Consider the following 16,417-nt stretch of genomic DNA (forward strand, 5'->3'; position numbering starts at 1 on the left):
GGTCGCAGCAGAGCCTAGTCAGTACGGAGGAAGCTGCACGCGCCACTGCCGTTCCACGTCCATCACACCCGGAACGGCGAGCAGCGCCGGGATCGCCCGGACCTCCGCGGTGCCGGTGACGACGCCCAGCGCCTCCAGCACCGTGTCCACCACCAGGCCGGCCTCCCGCAGGTCGTCGAGCACCCGCGGGAGACTGCCCTCGGTCACGGAGACCATCACCTGGTCGACCGCCGACATCTAGGGCGCCTGGACGAGCCCGGTGCCGATGTCGGTGGACGGCAGCGGCAGCCGCAGCGCCGTGCCGGCCAGACGTGCCCACAGCTCGTAGCCGCGGGCGCCGGTCCTCTCCGCGATCAGGACGGCGACGCCGGCCACGTGCGGGGTCGCCATCGACGTGCCGCGCAGGCGCCGGTACTTCTCCGGCAGCTTGAACGACGAGTAGACGTCCACGCCCGGAGCGCACACGTCGATCTGGCCGATCTTGTCCGCCGAGCCGGAGGAGAACGACGCGATCGCGCGGTTCACGTCGATCGCGGCCACGGCGATGATGGACGGGCAGCGGGCGGGGTGGCCCACCGGCGCGACGCGGGCCGGGCGCGTCGACGCGTTGCCTGCGGCCGCGATGATCAGCGTGCCCTTGGCCATCGCGCGCTGCGCCACGGTCTCGTAGATCTGCGAGTACGGCGTGCCGGCCGGCACGTCCGCGCCCAGCGACATCGAGATGATCGCGCAGCCGTTGGCCACGGCCCAGTCGATGCCCGCGAGGATGCCGCCGTCGGAGCCGGAGCCCGCGTTCGACAGCACCTTGCCCGCGAAGATCTCCGCCTCGAACGCCACGCCGTAGCCGGGCAGCGTGGCGGGCTTGCGCGGGCCCGCGGACGTGCCGATGCAGTGCGTGCCGTGGCCGTGGCCGTCCTGCACGTCCTCACCGGTGATGAACGACTTCGTGGTGATCGCGCGGCCCTCGAAGTCCGGGTGGTTCTTCTCCCAGCCGGTGTCCAGCACGGCGAGCTTGACGCCCTTGCCGGTCGCCGTGCTGACGTCCGCGCCGACCGCCTGCAGGCCCCAGGTCAGCACGGACTCGTCGGCCGCGGCTTCCTTCTCCTCGGCACGTGCGGCGTCGAACGCGTGCACCACGCGTTCCGGTTCGACGATCTGCACCGGGCCGGGCCGGTCCGCGGCACCGTTCAGCTCGGCCAGCAGGTTCGGATCCCCCGACACCACCGCGACGCCGAGTTCGGGGAACACCTGCATGGTGTCCGAGCCGATATCACCTGTGTTCGGGTCGAACCCGGCGATCGCGCCGAGCTCGGCCACCCCCTCATCGATGGCGTCTTCCTGCAGCAGCACCAGGAACCGCCCAGTGGTCTCCACTTCCGCGGGTTCGGTCATGACGTTTCGCCCCTACTCTCCGTCTAGCCCTACTAGAGAGTCGTCCGCACGGGGCACTCGTTTCAGTCCATCGGCCGTTTCGGGCGCAAGATATCCCCGATCGGCCCAATGCTGCAGACGGTTGCCCTCATGACCTACATGCTTGCCCTTAGGTCCTGACTACCTGGCCGGGCGTGTGACGGCGTCCCTACCTTCGATGGTGAACCGAGGCCGAGAAGCTGCTGGTTCAGGTCTGGGACGCCGAGGCCATGCTCTGAGGTCAGCAGCTCTTGTCTTGCGGTGAGGAAGTCTCGTGCTGCCAAGGCGGCACGAGACTTCTCGCCGTGTCACACAGTCTGCCCGCGGCGTTGGAAGAATTCTCCGATCGGCTCAACGTACTTGGCCGCGATCGGCCCCAGGATCGCCATCAGCAGCACGTACGCGGTCGCGAGGGCCGCCAGGTCGGAGTGCACCTGACCGGAGGCGACCGCCAGCCCGGCGATGACGATGGAGAACTCACCACGTGCCACAAGCGCCACACCAGCACGCATGCGTCCCATCTTCCCGATGCCCTGACGGCGTGCCGCCCACCAGCCCGTGAAGATCTTCGTCAGCGTGGTCACCGCGGCCAGCGCCACGGCGATTCCAAGAACGGGTGGAATCGAGTTCGGGTCGGTGTTGAGTCCGAACACGACGAAGAACATGGCGGCGAACAGGTCTCGCAGCGGTTCCAGCAGGCGCGTGGCGTTCTCGGCGGTCGACCCGGAGATGGCGATGCCGAGCAGGAACGCGCCGACCGCCGCGGACACCTGCAGCTGCGAGGCGATGCCGGCCACCAGCAACGCCGAGCCGAGGAGCTTGAGCAGGAACACCTCGTGGTCCGGACTGTCCACAATGGCCGAGATGAACCGGCCGTACTTCAACGCCACCACCAGGACCACGGTGATCGCGAGCAGCGAGATGCCGACCGAGGTGAGTCCGCCGAGGAAGCTCACACCCGCCAGCACCGCGGTCAGCACCGGCAGGTACACGGCCATCGCCAGGTCCTCGAACACCAGCACCGACAGCACGACCGGCGTCTCGCGGTTACCGAGCCGGCCCAGGTCGCCGAGCACCTTCGCGACGATGCCCGACGACGAGATGTAGGTGACGCCGGCCATCGCCAGCGCGCCGACCGTGCCCCACCCGAGCAGCAACGCCGCGATCGCGCCCGGTGCCGCGTTCAGCACGAGGTCCAGCACACCCGCCATCCAGGACTTCTTCAGCCCCGTGGTGAGTTCGGAGGCCGAGTACTCGAGACCCAGCAGCAGGAGCAGCAGCACCACGCCGATCTCACTGGCGAGGTGCGTGAACTCCTGAATGCCTTGTAAAGGAACGAAACCGCCGACGCCGAACGCGAGCCCGCCGAGGAGGTAGAGCGGGATGGGCGAGATGCCGATCCGGCGAGCGACGCGGCCGAGCAGCCCCAGGCCGAAGAACACCGCGCCAAGCTGGATCATGGCGATTGTTGTCTCGTGCACTGTGATTAACCGCCGTGGAGGATCTCAGCGGCGGCGTCGAGGCCCTCCGCGGTACCGACGACGACCGCGAGGTCACCGTTCTCGAAGATGAAGTCGGGGCCCGGCGACGGATGCGCGTTGCCCGAGCGCACGACGGCCACGATGGACGCACCGGTCCTGGTGCGCAGGGCGGTCTCACCGAGCGTGTGGTTCGCGAACGCCGTGACCGGCAGCTGACGCGTCGTGATGCCGGTGATGTCGCGGTGCTCCTCGCGCAGGTGGGCGACGAGCTGCGGCGCGCCGAGCAGGCCCGCGAGCGTGTTCGCCTCTTCCGGCGAGAGGGGTATCGAGGCGGCGCAGGAGTCCGGATCCGACGCTTTGGACAGGATCAGCTCGAACCGGCCGTCCCGATAGGTGATCACCCCGACGCGCCGGCCGGCGCGGATCATGAAGTCCTGGCGCGTCCCGATTCCCGGCAAGGGCGTGATCTCTACGTTCACAGGGATCATGATACGTGGATGTCTCTGCGAGTACGCCCAGTACGGCGCGGGTGGGTGGTGCGCGACCGCGTGCCCGGCCCGGACGTCGACGAGTTCGCCGAACCCGGTCAGGTGATCGGGGCGCTCGCCAGAGCGCCGCACGGCACGTTGCTCGCCGTCCAGCACCCGCACCGCACGCCGGCCGCGCTGGCGGCGGGAACAGGCCTGCTGGACGCGCTGCCGCACGCCCGTGCCGAGCTCGCGGTGCTGGTCAGGCGGGCGTACCGGGAGGTGACCGACGTCGTCGCGCCGTACCGGGTGGACGGACCGGACGGCACCGCGTGCGGGCTGCTGTGCCTGGTCGACCCGGACGCCATCGCGCACACCGAGGACGTCTACCCGGACGTTGTCGCCGAACGCGGCCAGGTGCTGGCGTCGCTCGGCATCGCCACGAGTGCGGCGATGCTCATCCCGATCACGCTCCACGACGGGCTGACCTCGTTGGTGCTCGGCATGACCGAGGAGCCCGCGGTGTCGCTTGTGGACTCGGGCGGGCGGCGGCACTGGGTGTGGCTGGTCGGGCCGGGATCGCTGCAGGACGCGTTCCTGGAGGCGGCGGGCGCGCATCCGTTGCTCGTGGCGGACGGCAACCACCGGGTCGCGGCGGCGCGGTCGGCGGGCCTGTCCGGACTGCTGGCGCTGGTCACGTCCGGGCCGGGGCTGCGGGTCGGGCCGATCCACCGGGCGATCGTGGGTACCGGCTTGGGTGCGTCCGATCTGGTGACGGCGTGGCGGCGGGTCGGGCTGAGGGTGTCGCCGTTGCCGTACGTCGTCGATCCTGCGCCTGGCGTGGTCGTGGTGCGGTGCGCGGACGAGGTGCTGCGGGTCGAACTGCCTGCGGGGCAAGGGATCGACCACGCCGTGGTGGAGTCGCTCCTGCTGGGCGAGGCGCTGGGGCTGGACCCGGAGAGCCCGTGCGTGCGGCCGGCGGTGGACCCGTCCGTCGAGGCGGAGGCGGTCCTGCTGATCGCGCCGGTGCCGATGGAGGAAGTGCTGTCGGGCAGGAAAATGCCCCGAAAGAGCACTTACTTCACTCCCAAGCCGCGCAGCGGGCTTTTGCTGGCCGACCTCACCCCGTAGGGCCCTGCCGGGCGGATTCGTTCGGCCCTGTTTGCCGGTCGGCCTCGGGAACAGACTCATCTGCACGGTCCCCCCGAGCCCGCCATGGAGAACTACAGATGCGCCACGACGCGTCACCCTCGTTACCGCCGCCTCAATCCAAGATTGGACTTGTGCACGTCAAGCACCTGAGGGCGATGACCTCCGCGCTGCGAGCGGTCGACTACCGCTACGGCGGATGGGCGTGCCGCACCCAGGTGCAGGCCTTGTTGTCGTGGTGTGACAAGGCGTTCGCGCATTCGGCAAATGACGCGGTACGCCGTGATTTCCGGTGCGCCATCGCGGAACTGCACTCGCTCGCCGGGTGGACCGCCTTCGACGCCGGGCTCGGAGGGTCGGCGCACCGCCACTTCCACCTCGCCCTGAACTTCGCCCAGGGTGGGGACCTGGTGGCGAACATCCGCTATCGGATGGGGCGGGTCCACCTGCACCACGGTGGGCCCGCCGAGGCGCTCGGCATGTTCCGGCTCGCCGGGCTCGTCGCGACGAGCCACCACACGAACGCGATCCTCGCCGCGAACCAGGCGTGGTGCTACGCCGAACTGGGGCAGCGGGTGGCCGCGCTGGCGTTGCTGGGGCGCGCACACGACGAGTTCGCCCGCGCGGACGTGGACGATGCCCCGCCGTGGGCGGCGTTCTTCGACGTGAACGACCTCGCCGGCATCACCGGTGTCGTCTACACCGCTCTCGCGAGCACGGTCGACCAGAGTTACGCACGGCCGGCGATCGCGTCGTTGCGCCAGGCGGTGGCGGGATATCGCGACGACATGGCACGCAGCCGGTCGTTCGCGCTCATCGCGTTGTCGCTCAACCACCTCGTGGAAGGTGACGTGGACGAGGCGGCGGCGGTCGGGGTCCTGGCCGTCGAACAGGCCGGCGACATCATGTCCGCCCGCACGCGCAAGAAGCTCGAGCCGTTGCACGACGAAGCGGGCAGACGCAGCGCTACCAGGCTGAGGGAGCTCATCACGCCATTGCTGGCGGCTCCGTCGCACGCGGCGTGATGAGCGCGCAGACCCGCTGGTTTCCGGCGATCCCGGGCTCGTTGCCCGAGATCCGGGCCTTCGTGCGGGAACTCGCCGGTGAGTCCGGGCTGAACGTCGACGACGCGCGTGACGTGCTGCTCGCGGTGGCCGAGGCCGCCGACAACGCGGTGCAACGCGCGGGTGCGTCGATCGTGGGGGTGACGTGGGAGCCGCGTGACCACGCGGTGCTGCTGACGATCGAGGACGACGGGGTGTTCGACCTGGGCGTGGCCGACGCGGTCCGCCCGCTCGGGCTGCGGCTGCTGTTCGGCATCGCCGACGAGGTGCAGGTGCGGCCCGGCAAACCGACCTGGCCCGGCACGGTCGTGAGTGCGCTCGTGCGGGTCTGGTCGCGCGCGGGCGTCCCGGAGCTGCCCGCGCCACCGGGACGCCCGCGCGTGCTGCTCGTGGACGGCGACCGGTTCTCCGGCCAGGCGCTGGCCTCGTTCCTGCACGCCGAAGGCTTCGAGGTGACGCTCGTGACGACGATCGGCGAGGCCGAGTCGGCGCTGGAGACGCCGCCCGCGCTGGCGATCGTGGACCTGCTGACGTCTCATGGTGAGGGGACGAGGTTCGCGGCCGTCGCGCGGACGTTCGGAGTGCCGGTTGTAGCCGTTTCGGCGATCGAGCCGGCCACTCGAGTTGCCGATGCTTACATACCGAAACCGGCGCACCCACTGCGTGTGCTCGCGGCGGTGCGCGACCTGCTGTCTCCAGACCCGTGAGGCGCACGATGGAACCCGAACCTGGCCTGCTGGAGGTGAGTCGCCGCGGCGCGGTGGTGACGCTCACCGGTGAGGTCGACCTGAGCACCAGCGAGTTGCTGCGGTCCGAGCTGGCGTTGGCGTGCGCGTTCGGGGACGGTGCCGGGGACGTGGTGATCGACTTCAGGCAGCTGACGTTCATCGGGTCGAGCGGCGTGCACGTGCTGATCGAGACGGCGAACCTGCTGGGACCGCGGCGGCTCGTGCTGCTCGGCGGCGGGTGGGCCGCCTATGTCGTCAACCTGCTCGGACTCACCCTGCGGTACCCCAACATCGTCGTGGACGCCAAGACAGTCCTATGAGGACGGTGCGGGCGTCCGCGGCCGGACCGCGCTAGTGTCGATGGCATGGCGGTACGAGCGATCAGAGGAGCCACGCAGATCGACGCGGACTCGCGCGAGCTGCTGCTGGAGGCCACGGCCGAGCTGGTGCGCGAGGTCATGGAGCGCAACGCGTTGTCCCCGGACGACCTGATCAGCGTCGTGCTCACCGCCACACCCGACCTGACGTCCGAGTTCCCCGCCTACGCCGCGCGCCTGGCCGGCCTCTCGGACGTGCCGCTGCTGTCCGCCACCGAGATCGCGGTGCCGGGTGCGATGCCGCGCGTGATCCGGCTGCTGGCGCACGTGGAGACGGAGCTGCCGCGGTCGTCGGTCAAGCACGTCTACCTGCGTGGGGCGGCGGCGTTGCGGACCGATCTCAACCACTGACCGCGGCGCTGATCGCCGCGGCTGCTCACCGAAGACGTCCCGCCTGCGGTGTGAGCGTCCGCACCAGGCACAATGAGAGCCGTGGGCGTCTCGGAGGGAGCTGTGGTGGGCCAGGGGCAGTTGCGCGGTGTGGTGGCACTCGATGGTCCGTCCGGCACCGGCAAGTCCACGGTCGCCAAGCGCCTCGCGATGGCGCTGGACGCGCGCTACCTCGACACCGGCTCGATGTACCGGGCGATCACGGTGGCGGTGCTGCGGGCGGGCGTGGACCCGAAGGACGAGGTCAAGGTCGCCGAGGTCGCGGACAACGCGAAGCTCGTGGTCGGCACGGACCCGCAGAAGCCGGGCATCTCGCTCGACGGTGACGACGTGTCGGCAGAGATCCGCGGGCCCGAGGTGACGCTGGCCGTGTCGCCGGTGTCGGCGGCCAGGCACGTGCGGGAGCTGCTCGTCGCGCAGCAGCGCGCGATCATCGCGGACGCCGTCGACCACGTGGGCGGCATCGTCGTCGAAGGGCGTGACATCGGCACCGTCGTGTCGCCCGACGCTCCGCTGAAGGTCTACCTGACGGCGTCGGCGGACGCGCGGGCGCAGCGGCGGACCAAGCAGGACAACGCGGCCGGCCGTGAGTCCACTGTGGACGCTGTGCTCAAGGACGTGCAGCGCCGCGACAACTACGACTCGTCGCGCGCGGTGTCACCGTTGAAGGCCGCGGACGACGCGGTCGAGGTGGACAACACGGAGCTCGATCTCGCGGGCACCATCGCCGCGCTGCTGGCCCTGGTGGAGCGGCGCGGGCTGAGGGTGACCGGGTGAGCGTTCCCGACGGCACCCTGCCGTGGCTGTTCGACCTCGGCAGGTGGATCGCGCGGGTGCCGTACGCCTGGCAGTTCCGGATTCGGGTGCACGGCCGTGACCGCGTACCCTTGACCGGCGGCGTGGTCGTCGTCGCCAACCACAGCTCGATGGCCGATGGGCCGATCCTGTTCGGTGTGCTGCCGCGCCGCGTGACGTTCCTGATCAAGCAGGAGATGTTCAGCGGCATCGCGGGCACCCTGCTGGGCAAGATCGGGCAGATTCCCGTCAAGCGCGGAGAAGCCGACCGCACGGCGCTGACCAGCGCGTTGTCCGTCCTCAAGGCGGGTGGCGTGGTCGGGATCTTTCCCGAGGGCACGCGTGGTGAGGGCGACGTGGCGAGCGCCCAGAACGGCGCGGCGTGGCTGGCCAAGGCCGGTGGCGCCGTCGTGCTGCCGGTCGCATGCCGCGGGACGTACCAGGCCAAGGGCTGGCGGCCGCGGGTCGACGTGATGATCGGTGAGCCGTTCCACCTCCCGGAAGGGAAGGGGCGGGCGGCTCTCGGCGTTGCCACCGAGCAGGTGCGCGACCGCCTGGCGACACTGGTCGCCGAACTTGATGGACAACGCATGAGTGAGGGAAGACGATGACGGACCTGGACGGCACCTGGGAGGACGAGGCCGACTGGTCAGCCTTCGGCGACCTCGACTCGGAGGACGGTGAGGACGCCGCTCCGCCGCAACCGGTGCTCGCGGTGGTCGGGCGGCCGAACGTCGGCAAGTCCACACTGGTCAACCGCATCATCGGCCGCCGAGAGGCCGTCGTGCAGGACGTGCCGGGCGTGACGCGTGACCGCGTGGCGTACGACGCGTTGTGGAACGGCCGCAAGTTCACCGTGGTCGACACGGGCGGCTGGGAGCCGGACGCGCAGGGCCTGCAGGGCGCCGTGGCAGCGCAGGCCGAGCTCGCGATGGCGACCGCGGACGTGATCCTCGTGGTCGTGGACGCGTCGGTGGGCGCGACGACGACCGAGGAGGCCGTCGCGAAGGTGCTGCGCCGCTCCAAGAAGCCGGTGATCCTGTGTGCGTCCAAGGTGGACGACGAGCGCCTGATGGCGGACGTCGCGTCGCTGTGGTCGCTGGGCCTCGGCGAGCCGTTCCCGGTGTCGGGCCTGCACGGCCGCGGCTCCGGCGACCTGCTCGACGTGATCCTTTCGAAGCTGCCGGAGACCCCGCGCGACGACTTCGGGTCGGGCAACAGCGGCCCCCGGCGCGTCGCACTGGTCGGCAAGCCGAACGTCGGCAAGTCGTCGTTGCTCAACCGGCTGACCGGCGAGCAGCGCGCGGTGGTCGACTCGGTGGCGGGCACCACCGTCGACCCGGTCGACTCGCTGGTCGAGCTGGACGGCGAGGTGTGGCGCTTCGTCGACACCGCAGGCCTGCGCAAGCGGGTGAAGTTCGAGAGCGGCGCCGAGTACTACGCCTCGCTGCGCACCAAGGGCGCGATCGAGTCGGCCGAGGTCGCGATCGTGCTGCTGGACGCGCACGAGCCGTTGTCCGAACAGGACCTCCGCGTGCTCACGATGGTGGTCGAGTCGGGCCGCGCGTGCGTGCTGGCGTTCAACAAGTGGGACCTCGTCGACGAGGACCGCCGCAACGAGATGATCCGCGAACTCGAACGCGGCCTGGTCCGCGTGCCGTGGGCGGACAAGGTCAACATCTCCGCGCTGACCGGCCGCGCCGTGCACAAGCTGGCTCCGGCCCTGCGCACCGCGCTGAACTCGTGGGACACTCGCGTCCCGACCGGCCGGCTCAACCAGTGGCTCACTGAGCTGATCTCCGCGACCCCGCCGCCGGTGCGTGGCGGCAAACAGCCCAAGGTGCTGTTCGCGACCCAGGCCTCGACCAGGCCGCCGACGTTCGTGCTGTTCACGACCGGTTTCCTGGAGGCGTCGTACCGCCGGTTCATCGAGCGCAAGCTCCGCGAGGAGTTCGGCTTCGAGGGCAGCCCGGTCCGCATCTCCGTGCGCGTGCGCGAGAAGAAGAAGGCGGGCGCCGCCAAGAAGTAACCTCTGGTTGCTCTTTCGCATGGGGTGCGGTTGGTTGGGTTCGTGGCCGTACGAGTGGTGCTAGCCGACGACGAGGCCCTGCTGCGGCGGGGCCTGAAAGTCCTCCTGGAAGCCGACGGACGGGTCGAGGTGGTCGGCGAGGCAGCCGACGGCGCCGAACTCGTCGACGTGACCCTGGCGCATCTGCCCGACGTCGTACTGGTCGACGTGCAGATGCCGGGCGTGGACGGCCTGGAGGCGGTGCGCAGGTTGAGAACCTGGGCGACCCCGCCCGCCATCGCCGTGCTGACGACGTTCGACCTGGACGACTACGTGGCAACGGCCCTGGACCTGGGCGCTCAAGGCTTCCTGCTGAAGGACGCCGAACCCGAGACCCTGGTCCGCGCTGTCGTGGACCTGGCCGCGGGCGGCGCAGTCCTGGACCCGCGCATCACCGCCCGCCTGCTCCCACGGCTCCGCGGCTTCCGGGCGAACCGCCAACTCGACTCCCTTTCGGCCCGCGAACGCCAGGTCCTGGAACTGGTAGCCGGCGGCCGCTCGAACCACGCGATCGCCGACCAGCTGTGCCTGTCCGAGGCCACGGTGAAGAGCTACGTCTCCACCGTCCTCACCAAGCTGGGCGTGGAAAACCGGGTGCAGGCGGCCCTGGTCGCCCACCAGGTCGGTGTGTGGTGAAGCCGGTCGTTCGCGAAATCCTGACCGTCGGCATCACCACAGGCGTCGTCCTGCTGACCCAGGACCGCCCGTTCACCTGGTCCCTGTGGACCGCGGTGGCGGCCTCCCTGCTGCTCTCCGTGCGCCTGCGCTGGCCGTGGCTGGCATCCCTGCTGTGCGTCCCAGCCGTAGCCGGCGGCCTGGGCTGGGCGCCTGCCCTCGTGGCCCAGTTCCGCTTGGGCCGCAAGGAGAAGTCGATCCCGATCCAGCTCTTCTGGGTGGTCGTGATGACCGTGGCGTCGATCGCCCCGGTACTGCTGACCCAGTCGATCCCGATAGGAACGTTGTTGCTGGCCACGGCTTTCGCCTTCGGTCTGGCCGCCGCCCCCACCGCCCTGGGCGCGCTGGTCACCACCCGCAAGGAACTGACCCGGTCCCTGTACGAAACCCGCAGAGCCCGGGCCGCAGAACTGGAAGCCCAGGAAACCTCCGCCCGTGCCGCCGAACGAGCCCGAATCGCCCGCGAGATCCACGACGCCGTAGGCCACCACGCCACCCTGATAGCCGTGGAATCGGCCGCCCTGGCCGCCACCGCCGCTGATCCTTCCGTGCGAGATACGGCTTTGCGTTTGCGGGCCCTGGCAAAGGAATCCCTGTCGGAAATGCGCGCCGCCCTGGGCCTGCTGAACTCCGACACGTCATATCCGTCGCTGGGCGAGTTGATCGACCGCGCCCGCGTGGCAGGCGTGTCCGTGACGCTCTCGGAGACCGGCGATGCGGCGCTGTCACCAGCCGTCTCCCGAGCCCTGTTCCGCGTGGTCCAGGAGGCCCTGACCAACGTGACGAAACACGCGCCAGGCGCCCCCGTGACGGTAACCGTGGACCGCTCCGCACCCGTGCGCGTCTCGGTGGTGAACGGCCCAGGCGACCTGCCGCCGCTGGGCGACCGCGGAGGCGCCGGCCTGCACGGCCTGTCCGAACGCGTGCGGCTGGCAGGCGGCACGCTGACGACCTCGTACCGCGCGGACGGCGGCTTCAGCGTCAGCGCCGTCTTACCGCCCGGTAAGTCGAAGGTTGACGGACAAGACTCGACTTTCGGCGGTGGTGAACGGGACGCCGCCAACGCATAGTTCTCCCTGTCGGTCGAGGATCGGGGGATCGGTCGGACCGAGGGACGCGGGGACCCGAACTTCGGGTCCCCGCTGTATTTCCGCAGCTCTTGCCCTGTGGCGGGGGTCGTTTTTGATCTCTGATCCGGGTGGGGTAGGATTCTTTCTGCACGCCGGGAGACCGGGAGTGTGGCCGGGACGTGGCGCAGTTTGGTAGCGCACTTGACTGGGGGTCAAGGGGTCGCAGGTTCAAATCCTGTCGTCCCGACGGCCAATGACCAGCGGGTTTACCTTTCGAGGTAGGCCCGCTGGTGTCGTTTTTGCCCGATTGTGGTCGCCAAGTGGTCGCGCTACGCCGCCTCAGCTTCTTTCAATGCCGTCTCGATCGCCTTCACCGCGTCGAGTGCGACGTGCCGGAGCAGGTGGCCGTAGATCTCCGTTGTTGTCGACAAGGTCGAATGGCGCTCGGCTTGGTTCTGGCGTACGGAGACAACCCGGTTGGAGAGTCCGACCCAAGCGAGGCTGCTCTTGATCTTGAGGGTCGTGAAGACCGGCGTGGAGTTGTTGATGTTGGACAACGTCTGGAGCACGGAGAGCACGTGTTCGTCGAGGGGGATGTCGGCCCAGTGCAGTGCGAGTGCCTCGCCTTGCGCATACCGGTGCCGATGATCAATTCGAATAGGTTGGTCAGCGGTTCGTTGTGGACAGCGCAGTACTTGAGGAATTTCGCGGCCTCGGCGGGCGACCAACACTCCGGCGTACTTCGTAGATCGGGTGCCAGACATATTTGGCCGCGTCGTACGGCAGGCGGTGCTGCCGTACGACGTCGCCCAGTGCACTGGACAGTGTCGCGAGACAGCGGCGCAATGTGATGTGTCCGCGGCCGGCCTCCAGTTGGTTGCGGACATAGAGAACGACGCGTTGGTGGGAGAGATCTTCGACTCTGATCAATCCGATGTGCGGGATCAGGTCTTGTGGATGTATGCGTGGTAGTTGGCCATAGTGGTCGGCTTGAGCGTCGATGCCTTGGTGCGCAACCAACTCACGAGGTAGTCGGCGACGGTCTGTCGATCGTCGATGACGATGACGATGCGCTCGTACTTGAGCACCTTGCTCATTGCGACTTGAGCGTCTGCCTTGGTCGCGAAGCCCCTGCGGCGTCGTGTTCGACGCTTACCGTCGAGCGTCGGTAGATCGACGGCGTAGGTCCAGGCTCCATGCTTGCGGTTGGTCAGCTTCGGGCAGCGGGCGCCAAGCTGGCGGCCGTCGGCGCCGCGGCAAGCACAACGGCGGTAGACGCGACCACGGTTCGGATTCTTCATGACGAGTTCCTCCGGTCTCCTTGCTCGTCTGCTCCTGGTGAGCAGCGCAGGACCGGAGCATGGGTCGGGTGCGACCACCACGCGACCACGAGCTGCATCGTTGCTGGTCTGGCGAATGCCACTTGTGACCATGACAACCGACCGTGCTCGCTAAGTAGAAGCACGCATCTTCGGGCGAAGAGCGAGTGCATTCACCCCCTGTCATGATTCGCTCGCCGTGAGTGAGGGGCGGAGACATGTACGGGAACCCGGACGAGCTGGACCGGATCGCGGGCGAGATCGTGAAACGCGCTGATGGCGTGCGTGATCGTGCCAAGAAGCTCGACGACGACGCGCGGAAGATGGAGTGGCACTCGATCGCAGCCGAGCGGTGCCGGGAGACGGTCGGTGGGGACAAGCGGCAGCTGGAGAAAGCCGCGGACGGGCTGACCGAAGCTGCCGCGCTGCTGCGCAAGCACGCGCAGGAGGTCCGAGAGTTGATCGCGATGATCAAGAAGATCTCCGAGGCCGTCGTGGGCTGGTTCACCAGCGCGATCGACAGGTTCAACCGTGCGGTTGATGCCTTCAACCAGGCAGCACGGGATATCGCGAACGGTGTCGCGGATGCGCTGGGTTTCGGCGGCGGCCAGCCGCCGTCGCCTCCGCAGCCGCCGTGGACCGGGTGGAAGTGGGGGCCGGACAACCTGCCGCCCGCAGGTTACAGGGCGTGGCTCGAGGCTGGCGAGTACCTGCGCGGACAGGGAGTGCCCGCGTGACCCCGGCACCGCACCGGCTGGTACTGGCCGCAGGTGAGCTCGCCTACTTGGTCGAACGCACCGGCGTCGAGCTGCCACCGGCCTGGATGCCTTCGGCGGACATCGGTCCTGCCGAGGCAGGGTTGATCAAGAAGCGGGTGGTGGACGGCGTGGGCGGCGAAGTTCATCGGTCGGTGGAGAAGAACCTCGAGATCCTGGCGTTGCCGATGGTCGTGCTGGACACGGTCGCGGCGATCGGCGACAAGGGTCTGCACAGCATGCACACGATCTCCGGGCCGTTGGGCGCGTCGCTGTTCGAGTTGGGGGACGGTGCGGTGGAGATGTCGATGTTCGCGTCGGCGGATTTGGGTAAGGAGCTGATCCGGGCCGTTCCACCAAAGGAAGTGGACGTCGAATCCAGTGTTGCGGCACGTCTCGGTGGGGGAGGACCCGAACCGACGCCGTTGCGCGGTCGGCTGCCGTTGGCGGCGTTGCAGGAGATGGGTGCTGCCCGGCTGTTCCGCGATGCCGACCCTGGAGGACCAGCCGCTGTCGTCGCCACGCTGAGGTTGTCCGGCAGCGAGGCTGCGTTCGCTCAGCAGGTGGCGACCGAGACTGACGGGGCGTTGCAGTGTCTCGTCGTCGGCCGCAACGGGATGACGTCTCAGATCAGCTGGGTGCACACCGATGGTGGCTGGAGCGGCCTCGAACCGGAGCCAGATGGTTCAGGCCGTCGGATGGTTCGGCTGGAGCCAGTTGCTCGCGAGGATCTGGGCACGTGGGTTGCCCCGGCTGTGGCAGGAGCTCTGTAGTGCCCGATGACGTCGTAGTGCCCGATAAACCGGTGGGCCGCAACGTAGGGATCGCCCCTGTCGCCGACATCCAGGTCGGCGGTGGTGCCGGCGGGTTCCGGGCCAAGAGTGACGATCTCGTAGCGATGAGCGTCCTCACCGATGAGGTTGCCGGTGACGCGCTCAAGACCGCGCTGGCCGGGCACAAGTTCCTCGCTGAGCCTGACGTGCTGGCCTCAGCGCTGCTGAATCCGTCCGGGGTGGCGAAGTTCGAGGCGGCCATGGCCATGGCGCTCGACGGGCCGACCGGTCTCACCGCCACGTCCGCGGCCATCGGCTTGCGCGGTGACGCCCTGCGCGCCACGAAATTGGCTTACGAGGCTGCGGACGAGCTCGCCGCCAAAGGACTCGACGCCTCACGATGGATGGCAGGTCTCGCTGTCGCTTCGGCACCAGGTGGTGTTGTCGCCGCTGGACTCGCGACAGGTACCGCGATCGCCGCGGATGTGTACGCCAACTACGACGGCGACTGGCAGAAGTGGCTGGTCGATCACCCCGGCATGGTCGACACCCTGATAGGCATGTCGCCCGGCATGCTCTCGTCGCTCGGCGTACCGGTTGATCTGGCGTCCACGTTGGACCTGCTCGCCGCGACCTATACGGACGGCACAGCGGACACCAAGTACCTCCATACCTATCACGACACGGGACCGCACAACCTGCGTGACATTCTGCTGGGTCTCGACGAACGCAACAGCCCCACCAACAAGGAACCGAGCAACATCGATGTACGAATCATCAAGGACGCCAACGGAAACGTGACTGGTTACGTCGTGGACGTTCCCGGCACCAAGGACTGGAATGCGCCGTGGGATCCTAAGAGCTCCAACGACTCAGGCGTCAACATTGACGCGATGGCAGGCAACAACACCGTTCTGCAGCAGGGCATCGAGCAGGCGCTGCGTGATGCCGGTGCTCAGGGATCCGGTGTTCCGGTGATGCTGGTCGGCCACAGCCAGGGCGGTATCGTCGCTGCCCAGTCGACCAACGGCCTCGTCGCGAGCGGTTACAACGTGACGCACGTGGTCACCGCCGGCTCGCCGGTCGGCCGCATCGACATTCCCGGCAACGTGCAGATGCTGTCGTTGGAGAACAAGGGCGACATCGTTCCGCATCTCGATGCCAGCGATAACCCGAACACCGCGAATCGCACGACGGTCACCTTTGAGAACCAGACCGGCACCGTCGGCGAAAACCACAGCATCGGCGGCTACCGGGAGAACCCCGACCAACCGCAGAACCAGCGCGTCGACCGCAACTACGTCGCGGTCGCGGGACAACTCGACCAGAGTTCGGATCCTTCAGTCCGAAGGTTCCTAGACAGCACGGATGCCTTCACCCAGGGCGGGCCGGCGTCGCAAATGAGGACCTATCAGGTGACGCGTGAGGGAGTGAAGTGAGCACCGCACTGCGTTCGGTCGTGCTGGGCAGCCTGCTCGCCGTGGTGGTGGGCTTGCTGGCCGGGTGCAATGTCACCGAGCAGTACTACGAGGGCGTGGACAGCTTCGGCAAGCAGACGGTCGCCGACTGGAAGGAGATGCCGGAGGTTGTCGATGCGACGTACGAGTACCGCCATGGGCTGGATCAGGGACAGGTCATGTACCTCGACGTCACGATCCGCGGGGATGTCGACAAGGACAAGGTGATCGGCCAGTTGCAGGAGGTCGCCCGAAAGAACTTCTGGCAGAAGACCTCGTCGAGCGACGTCAAGGTGAACCTCGCGGTCCACTCCGAGGGCAGCGCGCTCGGCGGCGGTTCGGCGACGCCCGGACCGGTGATCTACCAGGGCGGGCTCGGCCAGGGTTCCGGATCTCCCGAAGAGAAGTACGGCCCGAGAGCGACGACGAGGTGAGCGGA

At 68.6% G+C, this 16,417-nt stretch carries 20 protein-coding genes and 1 tRNA gene; 15 read left to right on the forward strand and 6 right to left on the reverse strand.

Translation table 11 applies throughout. From position 1 onward, the window contains the following. Nucleotides 1-18: 18 nt before the first annotated feature. From ACIA8G_RS26755 to ACIA8G_RS26770, 4 genes are all read right to left on the reverse strand, one after another. Nucleotides 19-237, reverse strand: coding sequence for a hypothetical protein (locus tag ACIA8G_RS26755; RefSeq protein ID WP_396421407.1), 219 nt, complete (start codon nt 235-237; stop codon nt 19-21). Next, nucleotides 238-1,392, reverse strand: a complete 1,155-nt coding sequence (locus ACIA8G_RS26760) for a S8 family serine peptidase (protein ID WP_396421408.1) — start codon at nt 1,390-1,392, stop codon at nt 238-240. Nucleotides 1,393-1,718: 326 nt separating this feature from the next. Further along, complete coding sequence (locus ACIA8G_RS26765) at nt 1,719-2,870, reverse strand: cation:proton antiporter (protein WP_396421409.1); 1,152 nt, start codon at nt 2,868-2,870, stop codon at nt 1,719-1,721. Between the two features lie 26 nt (nt 2,871-2,896). Then, nucleotides 2,897-3,370, reverse strand: coding sequence for a cation:proton antiporter regulatory subunit (locus tag ACIA8G_RS26770; protein ID WP_204766773.1), 474 nt, complete (start codon nt 3,368-3,370; stop codon nt 2,897-2,899). 18 nt (nt 3,371-3,388) lie between these two features. Here ACIA8G_RS26770 and ACIA8G_RS26775 point away from each other — a divergent pair, with 18 nt between their 5' ends. The 11 genes from ACIA8G_RS26775 to ACIA8G_RS26825 all read left to right on the forward strand — a co-directional run bounded on the left by ACIA8G_RS26775 (nt 3,389) and on the right by ACIA8G_RS26825 (nt 11,921). Then, entirely contained in the window at nt 3,389-4,489 is a 1,101-nt protein-coding gene (locus ACIA8G_RS26775) for a DUF1015 family protein (protein ID WP_396421411.1), read from the forward strand. A gap of 152 nt (nt 4,490-4,641) precedes the next feature. After that, a complete protein-coding gene (locus ACIA8G_RS26780; protein ID WP_396421412.1) occupies nt 4,642-5,532 on the forward strand; it encodes a hypothetical protein in 891 nt (296 codons plus the stop codon). Continuing rightward, nucleotides 5,532-6,278 carry an ATP-binding protein gene (locus ACIA8G_RS26785; RefSeq protein WP_396421413.1) on the forward strand — a complete coding sequence of 249 codons (747 nt, stop codon included), beginning with the start codon at nt 5,532-5,534 and terminating at the stop codon, nt 6,276-6,278. The genes ACIA8G_RS26780 and ACIA8G_RS26785 overlap by 1 nt, the downstream gene beginning before the upstream one ends. A gap of 8 nt (nt 6,279-6,286) precedes the next feature. Further along, a complete protein-coding gene (locus tag ACIA8G_RS26790; RefSeq protein WP_396421414.1) occupies nt 6,287-6,619 on the forward strand; it encodes an STAS domain-containing protein in 333 nt (110 codons plus the stop codon). Between the two features lie 45 nt (nt 6,620-6,664). After that, complete coding sequence (gene aroH, locus ACIA8G_RS26795; protein ID WP_396421415.1) at nt 6,665-7,027, forward strand: chorismate mutase; 363 nt, start codon at nt 6,665-6,667, stop codon at nt 7,025-7,027. 129 nt (nt 7,028-7,156) lie between these two features. Further along, nucleotides 7,157-7,843, forward strand: a complete 687-nt coding sequence (gene cmk, locus ACIA8G_RS26800; RefSeq protein ID WP_396421763.1) for a (d)CMP kinase — start codon at nt 7,157-7,159, stop codon at nt 7,841-7,843. Then, a complete protein-coding gene (locus ACIA8G_RS26805; RefSeq protein WP_396421416.1) occupies nt 7,840-8,472 on the forward strand; it encodes a lysophospholipid acyltransferase family protein in 633 nt (210 codons plus the stop codon). The genes cmk and ACIA8G_RS26805 overlap by 4 nt, the downstream gene beginning before the upstream one ends. Continuing rightward, complete coding sequence (gene der, locus ACIA8G_RS26810) at nt 8,469-9,890, forward strand: ribosome biogenesis GTPase Der (RefSeq protein WP_396421417.1); 1,422 nt, start codon at nt 8,469-8,471, stop codon at nt 9,888-9,890. Before ACIA8G_RS26805 ends, der begins: the two co-directional genes overlap by 4 nt. Nucleotides 9,891-9,932: 42 nt before the next feature. Further along, entirely contained in the window at nt 9,933-10,565 is a 633-nt protein-coding gene (locus tag ACIA8G_RS26815) for a response regulator (protein ID WP_396421418.1), read from the forward strand. Beyond that, nucleotides 10,562-11,674 (forward strand): sensor histidine kinase, encoded by a 1,113-nt coding sequence (locus tag ACIA8G_RS26820; RefSeq protein WP_396421419.1) that lies wholly within the window; start codon nt 10,562-10,564, stop codon nt 11,672-11,674. The genes ACIA8G_RS26815 and ACIA8G_RS26820 overlap by 4 nt, the downstream gene beginning before the upstream one ends. Nucleotides 11,675-11,847: 173 nt before the next feature. Continuing rightward, nucleotides 11,848-11,921, forward strand: a tRNA-Pro gene (locus ACIA8G_RS26825). 82 nt (nt 11,922-12,003) lie between these two features. Here the strand turns inward: ACIA8G_RS26825 and ACIA8G_RS26830 are convergent. Both ACIA8G_RS26830 and ACIA8G_RS26835 read right to left on the reverse strand, forming a co-directional pair. Next, nucleotides 12,004-12,405, reverse strand: coding sequence for a hypothetical protein (locus ACIA8G_RS26830; RefSeq protein WP_396421420.1), 402 nt, complete (start codon nt 12,403-12,405; stop codon nt 12,004-12,006). Between the two features lie 213 nt (nt 12,406-12,618). Continuing rightward, complete coding sequence (locus tag ACIA8G_RS26835) at nt 12,619-12,975, reverse strand: Arm DNA-binding domain-containing protein (RefSeq protein WP_396421421.1); 357 nt, start codon at nt 12,973-12,975, stop codon at nt 12,619-12,621. A 236-nt stretch (nt 12,976-13,211) separates the two neighbouring features. On the opposite strand from ACIA8G_RS26835, the gene ACIA8G_RS26840 reads away from it, so the two are divergent. The 4 genes from ACIA8G_RS26840 to ACIA8G_RS26855 are packed head-to-tail and all read left to right on the forward strand — an operon-like array spanning nt 13,212 to nt 16,412. Continuing rightward, nucleotides 13,212-13,730 (forward strand): hypothetical protein, encoded by a 519-nt coding sequence (locus ACIA8G_RS26840; protein ID WP_396421422.1) that lies wholly within the window; start codon nt 13,212-13,214, stop codon nt 13,728-13,730. Further along, nucleotides 13,727-14,521: a hypothetical protein gene (locus ACIA8G_RS26845; RefSeq protein WP_396421423.1), complete on the forward strand. Its 795-nt coding sequence runs from the start codon at nt 13,727-13,729 to the stop codon at nt 14,519-14,521. The genes ACIA8G_RS26840 and ACIA8G_RS26845 overlap by 4 nt, the downstream gene beginning before the upstream one ends. Next, nucleotides 14,521-15,960 (forward strand): hypothetical protein, encoded by a 1,440-nt coding sequence (locus ACIA8G_RS26850; protein WP_396421424.1) that lies wholly within the window; start codon nt 14,521-14,523, stop codon nt 15,958-15,960. Before ACIA8G_RS26845 ends, ACIA8G_RS26850 begins: the two co-directional genes overlap by 1 nt. Then, nucleotides 15,957-16,412, forward strand: a complete 456-nt coding sequence (locus tag ACIA8G_RS26855; RefSeq protein WP_396421425.1) for a hypothetical protein — start codon at nt 15,957-15,959, stop codon at nt 16,410-16,412. Before ACIA8G_RS26850 ends, ACIA8G_RS26855 begins: the two co-directional genes overlap by 4 nt. Nucleotides 16,413-16,417: the final 5 nt, after the last annotated feature.

The organism is Lentzea sp. NPDC051213, assembly GCF_044455585.1.
Classification (GTDB): domain Bacteria; phylum Actinomycetota; class Actinomycetes; order Mycobacteriales; family Pseudonocardiaceae; genus Lentzea.

Coding starts and splice junctions, on each gene's coding strand:
- ACIA8G_RS26755 (WP_396421407.1), bottom strand. CDS start 237: ATGTCGGCGGTCGACCAGGTGATGGTCTCCGTGACCGAGGGCAGTCTC.
- ACIA8G_RS26760 (WP_396421408.1), bottom strand. CDS start 1,392: ATGACCGAACCCGCGGAAGTGGAGACCACTGGGCGGTTCCTGGTGCTG.
- ACIA8G_RS26765 (WP_396421409.1), bottom strand. CDS start 2,870: ATGATCCAGCTTGGCGCGGTGTTCTTCGGCCTGGGGCTGCTCGGCCGC.
- ACIA8G_RS26775 (WP_396421411.1), top strand. CDS start 3,389: ATGTCTCTGCGAGTACGCCCAGTACGGCGCGGGTGGGTGGTGCGCGAC.
- ACIA8G_RS26785 (WP_396421413.1), top strand. CDS start 5,532: ATGAGCGCGCAGACCCGCTGGTTTCCGGCGATCCCGGGCTCGTTGCCC.
- ACIA8G_RS26790 (WP_396421414.1), top strand. CDS start 6,287: ATGGAACCCGAACCTGGCCTGCTGGAGGTGAGTCGCCGCGGCGCGGTG.
- aroH (WP_396421415.1), top strand. CDS start 6,665: ATGGCGGTACGAGCGATCAGAGGAGCCACGCAGATCGACGCGGACTCG.
- der (WP_396421417.1), top strand. CDS start 8,469: ATGACGGACCTGGACGGCACCTGGGAGGACGAGGCCGACTGGTCAGCC.
- ACIA8G_RS26835 (WP_396421421.1), bottom strand. CDS start 12,975: ATGAAGAATCCGAACCGTGGTCGCGTCTACCGCCGTTGTGCTTGCCGC.
- ACIA8G_RS26840 (WP_396421422.1), top strand. CDS start 13,212: ATGTACGGGAACCCGGACGAGCTGGACCGGATCGCGGGCGAGATCGTG.